The 9,075-nt window shown below is 73.0% G+C and carries 8 protein-coding genes; 2 read left to right on the forward strand and 6 right to left on the reverse strand.

Annotated elements, in window-relative coordinates; all coding sequences use genetic code 11:
- Positions 1 to 41: 41 nt before the first annotated feature.
- The 6 genes from Q0795_RS09175 to Q0795_RS09200 all read right to left on the reverse strand — a co-directional run bounded on the left by Q0795_RS09175 (position 42) and on the right by Q0795_RS09200 (position 4,699).
- Positions 42 to 998: an electron transfer flavoprotein subunit alpha/FixB family protein gene (locus Q0795_RS09175; protein ID WP_298889027.1), complete on the reverse strand. Its 957-nt coding sequence runs from the start codon at positions 996 to 998 to the stop codon at positions 42 to 44.
- A gap of 36 nt (positions 999 to 1,034) precedes the next feature.
- Positions 1,035 to 1,814 carry an electron transfer flavoprotein subunit beta/FixA family protein gene (locus Q0795_RS09180; protein ID WP_298889029.1) on the reverse strand — a complete coding sequence of 260 codons (780 nt, stop codon included), beginning with the start codon at positions 1,812 to 1,814 and terminating at the stop codon, positions 1,035 to 1,037.
- A 107-nt stretch (positions 1,815 to 1,921) separates the two neighbouring features.
- Positions 1,922 to 2,659: a hypothetical protein gene (locus tag Q0795_RS09185; protein WP_298889030.1), complete on the reverse strand. Its 738-nt coding sequence runs from the start codon at positions 2,657 to 2,659 to the stop codon at positions 1,922 to 1,924.
- Positions 2,656 to 3,012, reverse strand: coding sequence for a PadR family transcriptional regulator (locus Q0795_RS09190; protein WP_298889032.1), 357 nt, complete (start codon positions 3,010 to 3,012; stop codon positions 2,656 to 2,658). The genes Q0795_RS09185 and Q0795_RS09190 overlap by 4 nt, the downstream gene beginning before the upstream one ends.
- A gap of 302 nt (positions 3,013 to 3,314) precedes the next feature.
- Positions 3,315 to 4,115 carry an enoyl-CoA hydratase-related protein gene (locus tag Q0795_RS09195; RefSeq protein WP_298889034.1) on the reverse strand — a complete coding sequence of 267 codons (801 nt, stop codon included), beginning with the start codon at positions 4,113 to 4,115 and terminating at the stop codon, positions 3,315 to 3,317.
- Positions 4,112 to 4,699: a hypothetical protein gene (locus Q0795_RS09200; RefSeq protein ID WP_298889036.1), complete on the reverse strand. Its 588-nt coding sequence runs from the start codon at positions 4,697 to 4,699 to the stop codon at positions 4,112 to 4,114. The genes Q0795_RS09195 and Q0795_RS09200 overlap by 4 nt, the downstream gene beginning before the upstream one ends.
- Before the next feature lie 70 nt (positions 4,700 to 4,769).
- Here Q0795_RS09200 and glgX point away from each other — a divergent pair, with 70 nt between their 5' ends.
- Complete coding sequence (glgX, locus tag Q0795_RS09205) at positions 4,770 to 6,968, forward strand: glycogen debranching protein GlgX (RefSeq protein WP_298889038.1); 2,199 nt, start codon at positions 4,770 to 4,772, stop codon at positions 6,966 to 6,968.
- Between the two features lie 10 nt (positions 6,969 to 6,978).
- Positions 6,979 to 9,069: a maltotransferase domain-containing protein gene (locus Q0795_RS09210; protein WP_298889041.1), complete on the forward strand. Its 2,091-nt coding sequence runs from the start codon at positions 6,979 to 6,981 to the stop codon at positions 9,067 to 9,069.
- Positions 9,070 to 9,075: the final 6 nt, after the last annotated feature.

A 9,075-nucleotide genomic window follows, 5' to 3' on the forward strand; every position in this document is an offset into this window, starting at 1 on the left:
GCCGGCGGGCGGGAACCGCGGACCGCCGGCGGCCGCGGGCCTCAGCCCTTGTTCTGCTGCACCTTGTCGGCCGCCTGCGGCAGGATGGTGAACAGGTCGCCGACGACCCCGAAGTCCACGAGCTCGAAGATCGGCGCCTCGGCGTCCTTGTTGACCGCGACGATGGTCTTGGAGGTCTGCATCCCGGCCCGGTGCTGGATCGCGCCCGAGATGCCGGCCGCGACGTAGAGCTGCGGGCTCACCGACACGCCGGTCTGACCGACCTGGTGGGAGTGCGGGTACCACCCCGCGTCCACGGCCGCCCGCGAGGCGCCCACGGCCGCGCCGAGCGCGTCGGCGAAGGTCTCGACCGGGCCGAAGTCTCCGCCGGTGCCGCGCCCGCCCGACACCACGATGGCGGCCTCGGTGAGCGAGGGGCGGCCCGACTTCTCCTTGGCCGTCCGCGAGGTGACCCGCGCCGCGCGCGCGGCCTCGGAGACCTCCGTGGTGACGGTCTCCTCGGCCGGGGTGGCGGCCGACTCCTGCGCCGGGATGCTGTTGGGCTTGACGGTGATGATGGGGGTGCCGGTGCCCACCTGCGCGGCGACGGTGTAGCTGCCGGCGAAGACGGACTTGGTCACCCGCAGCCCGCCGTCGGCGCTCTCGATGTCGACCGCGTCCGTGATGAGGCCCGACCCGGTCTTGATCGCCAGCCGCCCGGCGACCTCCTTGGCGTCGTTGGTGGACGCGACCAGCACGGCGGCGGGCGAGGTGCGCGCGACGAGGTCGGCCAGCAGCTCGGCCACCGGGGCGACGAGGTGGTCGGTGTAGACCGCGTCGTCCGCGACGTAGACCTTCGCCGCGCCGTAGCGGGCCAGCGCCTCCTTCGCCGCGGCATACCCCTGACCGACGAAGACGGCCGACGGCTCGCCGAGGCGGCGCGCCACGGTCAGCATCTCGGCGGTGGTCTTGCGGACGTCGCCGTCGACGTGGTCGACCAGGACGAGGACTTCACTCATGTCTGCAGACTCCTTGGTATGTCGTGTCCGGCCGGGTCAGGCGAGCCGGCGCCCGGCCAGGAAGTCGGCGAGCGCCTCGCCACCCTGGCCCTCGTCGGTGACCACCTCGCCGGCCTCGCGCGGCGGGCGGGCCTGCGTCTCCTCGACGCGCGCCCAGGCGGCGTCCAGTCCGACCTGGGAGGGGTCGACGCCGAGGTCGGCCAGGCTCCAGGTCTGCACCGGCTTCCTCTTGGCCGCCATGATCCCCTTGAAGGAGGGGTAGCGCGGCTCGTTGATCTGGTCGGTGACGGAGACCACGGCCGGCAGGTCGGCCTCGACGGTCTCGGAGAAGGACTCGTTGTCGCGCCGGATGCGCACGTGGCCGCCGTCGACGGTGAGCTCGGAGGCGAAGGTCACCTGGGGCAGGCCGAGCCGCTCGGCGAGCATGGCGGGGACGACCGACATGACGCCGTCGGTGGAGGCCAGCCCGGTGAGCACGAGGTCGACCTCGCCGCACTTCCTGACCGCCTCGGCCAGGACCAGCGACGTCGCCACGGCATCGGAGCCGGCGATGGCCTCGTCGAGCACGTGGACACCCTGGTGGGCCCCCATCTGGAGGCTCTTCTTGATCGCGGTCGCGGCGTCGTCCGGGCCCATGGTGAGCACCGTGACCTCGCCCTCGCCCGCCTCGACGATCTTGAGGGCCTCCTCGACGGCATACTCGTCGAGCTCGGAGAGCAGGCCGTCCACACCCTCGCGGTCGGTGGTGCGGTCGGACTCGAAGCCGCGGTCGCCCTGGGCGTCCGGCACGTACTTCACACAGACGACGATGTTCACTGCTCACGTCCTCGTGGTTGTGGGTGGTCGTTGATGCCATCTTGACACTTGACGCACGCGTCAAGCCAACCGGGAGGGTATGCCATCGGCCCGGCGACGGGACCGGGTCAGCCGAAGAGGCTGGGGACCCAGCCCATCAGCACCAGGAACACCAGGAGCACCGGGTAGAGCAGCACGAGGGTCCAGCGCCGCCGGGCGGCCCCGGGGGCCGCGGCCTCCCCCGGCGCCCGGAGAGCGCCGTCGCGGAACGTGCGGTAGGCGATGACGCTGGAGGCCAGGAGCGCCGCCAGGCCCACCAGCGTCGGCCCGAGCACCGGAAGGGTGAAGAGCTCCTCGGGCCACAGCAGCTGGACCGCGACGAACCCGCCGATCAGGAGGATCGGCGCCACCACGACGACCCGGCGCCTCCCGACGAGCACCCGCAGCGTGGCCTCCGGCGCGGCCAGCAGCAGCGCCGTCAGGAGTCCGAGCAGGGCGGCCGAGCCGAGGTCGCCGCCGGTGACCGCCAGCCCGTCGCCGCGGAGCCAGCCGGTGAGCGCCCACGCGGTGAGCATCAGGCCGGCCAGCCCCAGGCAGATGTGCGCCACGTCGGTCCGGCGCAGACCGGTCTCGCGGTCGGCACCGACCGGCAGCGCCCGCGCGTAGGCCACCGGGTCGCCGAAGACCTCCTGGGCGCTCTCGTTGGACTCGCGGACGTGGCTCTCGACCGTCACCACGTCGTCGCCCAGCCGGTCCGGCCGCACACCGAGGAGGTTCCGTTCCAGCAGGAAGGCGTCCAGCCACCGCCGCTCCACCGTCGGCGCCAGGTGGCGCGGGTCCATGGCCTCGTCGGCGGTCCTCGTCATCGCACGCTCCCTGCGTCGGCCGGCGCACCGTCGGTGAGTCGGCGGGTGGTGGTGGTGAAGGCGGCCCAGCGGTCGGCCTGCTCGTCGGCGTGCCGCCGCCCCTGGGGGGTGAGGGCGTAGAACTTGCGCCCGGGTCCGCCCTCCCCCGGGCGCCACTCGACCTCGACGTGGCCGGCCTCCTCCAGCCGCCCCAGGAGCGGGTAGAGGGTGCCGCCCTTGACGGTGCCCAAGCCGACCTGCGCCAACCGCTGGGTGATCGCGTAGCCGTAGCTGGGCCCTTCGAGCAGGACCCGGAGCACGCACACCCCCAGCACGCCGCGCAGCCACTCGCCGGGCCACTCGTCCGAGGTCATGACTAGATCGTATGGCTGACTAGTCAGGCACGTCAACTAGAGCGGGTGCGAGGCAAGGGGGAGGCAACCACAGGCGACGCCCGGTGGGGTGAGGGGCAACCACAGGCGACGCCCGGTGGGGGTCGATGGGCCACCGGGCGTCGTGAATGGCTGCCCCCAGACCGACCGAGCGTCGTGAAGGGTTGCCCCCAGACCGACCGAGCGTCGTGAATGGCTGCTCCCAGACCGACCGAGCGCCGGGTGTGGTTGCGCCAGCAACCACACCCGGCGCTCGGTCGGAGAGGAGCGACAGGGCTGAGGGGTCAGCGGCCGGTGAACTCCGCCTTGCCGGGCCCCTGCTCGACGAAGGAGCGCATGCCGATCTCCCGGTCCTTCGTCGCGAAGACACCGGCGAACTGCATGGCCTCGATGGCGAGTCCGGTCTCGAGGTCGCCGTCCAGACCGCGGTCGATGGCCTCCTTGGCGGCCCGCAGGGCCAGGCCCGGGCCACCGACGTACTGCCGCACCATCTCCAGCGCCGTGGCGTGCGCCTGGCCGGGCTCGCAGACGCGGTCGACCAGGCCCATCTCGAGCGCCTCGGCGGCGTCGACCATCCGGCCGGTGAAGACGAGGTCCTTGGCCTTGGCCGGGCCCACTAGGCGGGCGAGCCGCTGGCTCCCTCCTGCACCGGGGACGACGCCCAGCAGGATCTCCGGCTGGCCGAGCCGGGCGTCCGAGGCCGCGACGCGGAAGTCGGCGCAGAGCGCGAGCTCGTTGCCGGCGCCGAGGGCATACCCCTCGATGGCGGCGACCACCGGCTTGGGGATGCGCGCGACGGCGGAGAAGCACTCCTGGATGACCGGGGCGCGCCGGACCATGTCCGGGTAGGACATGTCCTGCATCTCCTTGATGTCGGCGCCGGCGGCGAAGACCTTCTCACCGCCGTAGAGCACGACGGCCGCGACCTCATCGTCGTCGCCGACCAGCCGAGCCGCCTCGCCGAGGGCGTCCTGCACCTCGATCGACAGCGGGTTCATGCTCGGCCGGTCGACCCGGACGGTGGCGATGCCGTCCTCGACCTCGATGCGGACGAGGTCGCTCGCGGTGGCGACGGTGCGGCTCACGCCTGGTCCCCCGGCGCACCGCCCCCGTCGGCGGTCCCGTCAGCGGGGGCCTGCTGGCCCCGGGAGCCGACGCTCAGCCACGGGCCGACCTCGGTCCCCTCGGGGGCGCCCTCCGGGAGGTCGGGCTCCTCCCCGCGCTCGACCTGCGCCTTGGCGATGACGTTGCGGTGCCAGAGCTGGAGCGCCTGCAGCAGCAGACCGGTGGCGATCTGGACCTTCGCCTTGGGCGGCTCGGAGCGCGCGATGATCTGCTCGACCGCCAGCACGAGGTTGCCGCTCGCGATGCCGGCCTTGACGAGGTTGACCCCCAGGGTCACGTCGTTGCACCCGTTGAGCCGGGTGAAGAGCTCCTCGGGCACGCTGCTGGCGATCTGCCACTGGCCGTAGATCCGCATGATGTCGAACTGCTCGCCCTCGATGACCTTGACGAACAGCTTCTGCCCCTGGACCTCGAAGGCGACGTCGCCGGCCTTGTCCAGGTTGGGCGACATCTGCAGGTCCTGCAGGGCGTCGAGGACGCGACCGGTCAGCGGGTGCTCCTGCGGGGGCGGCGGGAAGTTGGGCAGCGAGGTCGGATCACTCATGGCTCCAACGTAACGGCTCGGCCCAGGTCCTGCGCAGCCCCGCCCGCCGCTGGCCCTACGCTGGGCCACCGTGCCCCCTCCGCCCCGGCCCCGCCGCAGCCTCGACCGCCCGCCGCCGCTGGGCGTGACGACCACGGCCGACGGCCCCGAGATCGCCGTGCTGGCGCGGCACGCCACCGCCGTCGAGGTCTGCCTGTCCACCCCGACCGGCGAGCGCCGGGTCCCGCTGACCCGCACCGCCCACGGGATCTGGTGGGACCTCGTGCCCGAGCTGGTCCCGGGTACGCGCTACGGCCTGCGGGTGCGCGGCCCCTGGGCCCCCGACCAGGGCCACCGGCACAACCACGACAAGCTCCTGCTCGACCCCTACGCCGGGGCCGTGGAGGGGGAGGTCACCTGGCGTCCGGAGGTCTACGGGCACGTCGCCGGCGACCACGGCTGGTCGGACCCGGAGGCCCGCGACGACCGGGACTCGGCCCCGTTCGTGCCCCGCTCGGTGGTCGTCGACCACAGCACCTTCGACTGGGGCGGGGACGTCCGGCCCCAGGTGCCCTGGACCGACACGGTGCTCTACGAGGCGCACGTGCGCGGCCTGACCCGGCTGCACCCGGAGGTCCCGCCGGAGCAGCGGGGCACCTACGCGGCGCTCGGCCACCCCGCGGTGGTCGAGCACCTGACGAGCCTCGGGGTGACGACCCTCCAGCTGCTCCCCGTGCACGCCTTCACCTCCGAGCCCTCGCTGGTCCGGCGCGGCCTGTCGAACTACTGGGGCTACAACTCCCTCGGCTTCTTCGCCCCGCACGCCCCGTATGCCGCCGCCCACGACCCCCAGGGGGTCGTCGAGGAGGTCAAGGGCGCCGTCCGCGCCCTGCACGGCGCGGGCATCGAGGTGGTCCTCGACGTCGTCTACAACCACACGGCCGAGCAGTCGTCCTGGGACGGCCCCACCCTCGGTCCGCGCGGCCTGGACAACCGCACCTACTACCGCCTCGACGACCGGGGTCGCGACATCGACGTCACCGGCTGCGGCAACACCCTGGACCTGCGGGACCCGCAGGTGGCACGGATGGTCCTGGACTCGCTGCGGTACTGGGTCCGGGAGTTCCACGTCGACGGCTTCCGGTTCGACCTCGCCCCGGCGCTGGCCCGCGGGCGCGACGACGCCTACGACCGGGAGCACGCCTTCCACGTGGCTCTGGAGACCGACCCGGTCCTCTCGCGGGTCAAGCTCGTCGCAGAGCCGTGGGACGTCGGGGTCCACGGGTGGCGGACCGGGCAGTTCCCCGCCGTCTTCTCCGAGTGGAACGACCGCTTCCGCGACACCACCCGCACCTTCTGGCTGGCCGACGTGGGCCGCCGTCTGCACGGGCACGGCGGCCACGGGGTGCGCGAGCTCGCGACCCGCCTGGCCGGCTCGGCCGACCTGTTCGGGCACGACGGACGGGGACCGCTCGCCTCGGTCAACCTCGTCACCGCCCACGACGGCTTCACGCTGGCCGACCTCACGGCATACGAGCACAAGCACAACCACGCCAACGGCGAGGACAACCGGGACGGCCACGGGGACAACCGGTCCTGGAACCACGGGGTCGAGGGGCCGACCGACGACGCCGAGGTGCTGCGCCGTCGCCGCCGCTCGGTCCGCAACCTGCTCGGGACCCTGCTGCTCGCCCCCGGGGTCCCGATGCTCGTGGCCGGGGACGAGCTGGGGCGCACCCAGCAGGGCAACAACAACGCGTACTGCCAGGACTCCGAGCTGGCCTGGGTGGACTGGGACCTGGAGGAGTGGCAGTCCGCGCTGCTGGCGGACACCCGGTCGCTGCTGGCGCTGCGGCGCGAGCTCGCGCTGCTGCGCACGAGCGCCTTCCCGACCTTCGACGCCCGACCCGGCCGCACCCGGCTGCGCTGGTTCGCCGAGGAGGGCGACGTCCTCGGCGAGCACCAGTGGAACGACCCGCACCGCAGCACGCTCACGGCCCTCTTCGACTCCCTGCACGACGACACCCCCGACGGCGGCCGCCGCGCCGTCGCCCTGCTGCTGCACGCGGGCACCGCGTCGGCCTCCCTGCGGCTGCCGGAGGTCGGGGACGTCCGGTCCTGGCACGTGCGCTTCGCCAGCGGGAGCACGGTGTCGGCAGGGTCGTGGGTGGACCCCGGGGGTGCGGTCGAGGTCGGTCCGACGAGCTTCACCGTGCTCACCGCGGCGCTCGGCGGGACGGGCGGGCGGGCCGCGTCGTCGCGCGTGGTTTCCGACGCGGAAGCCCGGTAGGTTGGTGCGGGTGACCGAGCACTCGACCACGCCCACCCCGTCCGCCCCTGCGTCCGGACGCCCCGTCCCCTCCTCGATCGACCGGTCGGTCCTGGCCACCGTCGGTCAGGAACCGCTGGGCCGGATCCCCGTCCTGGACGTCGAGCCCGTGGTCGACGGCGGACGCCGCCCCACCAAGTCCGTCGTCGGCGAGATCTTCACCGTCACCGCGACCGTCTTCCGCGAGGGGCACGACGCGGTCAACGCCACCGTCGTGCTGACCGACCCGGACGGCCGGGAGCGCCACGTGCCGATGACGTGCACCAACCCGGGGCTCTCGCACTGGCAGGCGCAGGTGCACGCCGACCGCGAGGGCGTCTGGAGCTTCCGGGTCGAGGGGTGGTCCGACCCCTACGCCACGTGGGAGCACGACGGCACCATCAAGGTCGAGGCCGGGGTGGACGTCGAGCTCATGCTCGAGACGGGCGCCCGCGTGCTGGAGCGCGCGCTCGACGACGGCGGGCACGACGACGCGGACCGCCAGGTCCTCGAGGAGGCCGTCGACACCCTGCGGCGCAGCGCCCTGCCGGTTCCCGAGCGGCTGCACGCCGGCACGTCGCCGCAGGTCGAGGACGTCCTGGCCCGCACGCCGCTGCGCGAGCTGGTCAGCCCGTCCCCGGGCGTCACCTGGCTGGTCGAGCGCCCGCTGGCGCTCACCGGGGCGTGGTACGAGATCTTCCCGCGCTCCGAGGGCGCCACCCGGGACCCGGACACCGGGCTGTGGACCAGCGGCACCTTCACCACCGCCCAGGAGCGGCTGCCGGCGATCGCCGACATGGGTTTCGACGTGGTGTACCTCACCCCCGTGCACCCGATCGGGAGCACCAACCGCAAGGGGCGCAACAACACCCTCGACGCCGGCGAGCACGACCCCGGCTCGCCCTACGCCATCGGCTCCGCCGAGGGTGGGCACGACGCGCTGCACCCGGACCTCGGCGACTTCGCCGACTTCGACGCCTTCGTCGACCGCGCGCAGGCCCTGGGCCTGGAGGTCGCGATGGACATCGCCCTGCAGGCGTCCCCGGACCACCCGTGGGCCACCGAGCACCCGGAGTTCTTCCAGATCCGCGCGGACGGCTCCATCGCCTACGCCGAGAACCCCCCGAAGAAGTACCAGGACATCTACCCCGTCTTCTTCGACAACACCCCGGACGAGGTGTATGCCGAGATCCGCCGGGTGGTCCAGGTGTGGATCGACCACGGCATCCGGATCTTCCGGGTCGACAACCCGCACACCAAGCCGGTGAACTTCTGGCAGTGGCTCATCGCCGACGTGGCGCAGGACCACCCCGACGTCATCTGGCTGGCCGAGGCCTTCACCAAGCCGATGATGATGCGCACCCTGGCCAAGGTCGGCTTCCAGCAGTCCTACACCTACTACGCCTGGCGCAGCACCGCCGCGGAGCTGTCCGAGTACGTCACCGAGCTGGCCACCGAGACGGCGCCCTACATGCGCCCCTCGTTCTGGCCGACGACGCACGACATCCTCACGCCCTACATGAGCAACGGCGGGGTGACCGCCCACCTGGTGCGCTCCGCGCTGGCCGCGACCCTCGTCCCGACCTACGGCATCTACGCCGGCTTCGAGCACGTCGAGAACGTGCCGCGCACGGGCGCCGAGGAGCACGTGGACAACGAGAAGTACGAGTTCAAGGACCGTCGTTGGGGCGAGCCGGTGGACGGCCGGCCCGACCTCACCGGCTGGCTGACGATGCTCAACCGGGTCCGGGCCGAGCACCCGAGCCTGCACTGGCTGCGCAACGTCACCTTCCACCACGCCGAGGACGAGAACCTCCTCGTCTTCTCCAAGCACGGCGGGGGCGCCGGGGACGGCTCGGAGCAGGACACCGTGCTCGTCGTCGCCAACCTCGACCCCTACACCGTCCGCGGGAGCCGGCTGCACCTGGACCTGCCCGCGCTCGGGCTCTCCTGGGGCGACCGCTTCCGCGCGCAGGACCTCGTCACCGGGTCGACCTGGACCTGGGACGACGCGCCCTACGTCGAGCTCGGTCCCGGCTACGGCCACGAGCCGATCCACATCGTCCACGTCACCACCGCCTGAGAAGGA

This window comes from uncultured Serinicoccus sp. (assembly GCF_947487915.1).
GTDB lineage: Bacteria > Actinomycetota > Actinomycetes > Actinomycetales > Dermatophilaceae > Ornithinicoccus.

Bases quoted from the DNA above. Each gene is read 5' to 3' on its own strand.
- Q0795_RS09175 (WP_298889027.1), bottom strand. From the start codon at position 998: ATGAGTGAAGTCCTCGTCCTGGTCGACCACGTCGACGGCGACGTCCGC.
- Q0795_RS09185 (WP_298889030.1), bottom strand. From the start codon at position 2,659: ATGACGAGGACCGCCGACGAGGCCATGGACCCGCGCCACCTGGCGCCG.
- Q0795_RS09190 (WP_298889032.1), bottom strand. From the start codon at position 3,012: ATGACCTCGGACGAGTGGCCCGGCGAGTGGCTGCGCGGCGTGCTGGGG.
- Q0795_RS09200 (WP_298889036.1), bottom strand. From the start codon at position 4,699: ATGAGTGATCCGACCTCGCTGCCCAACTTCCCGCCGCCCCCGCAGGAG.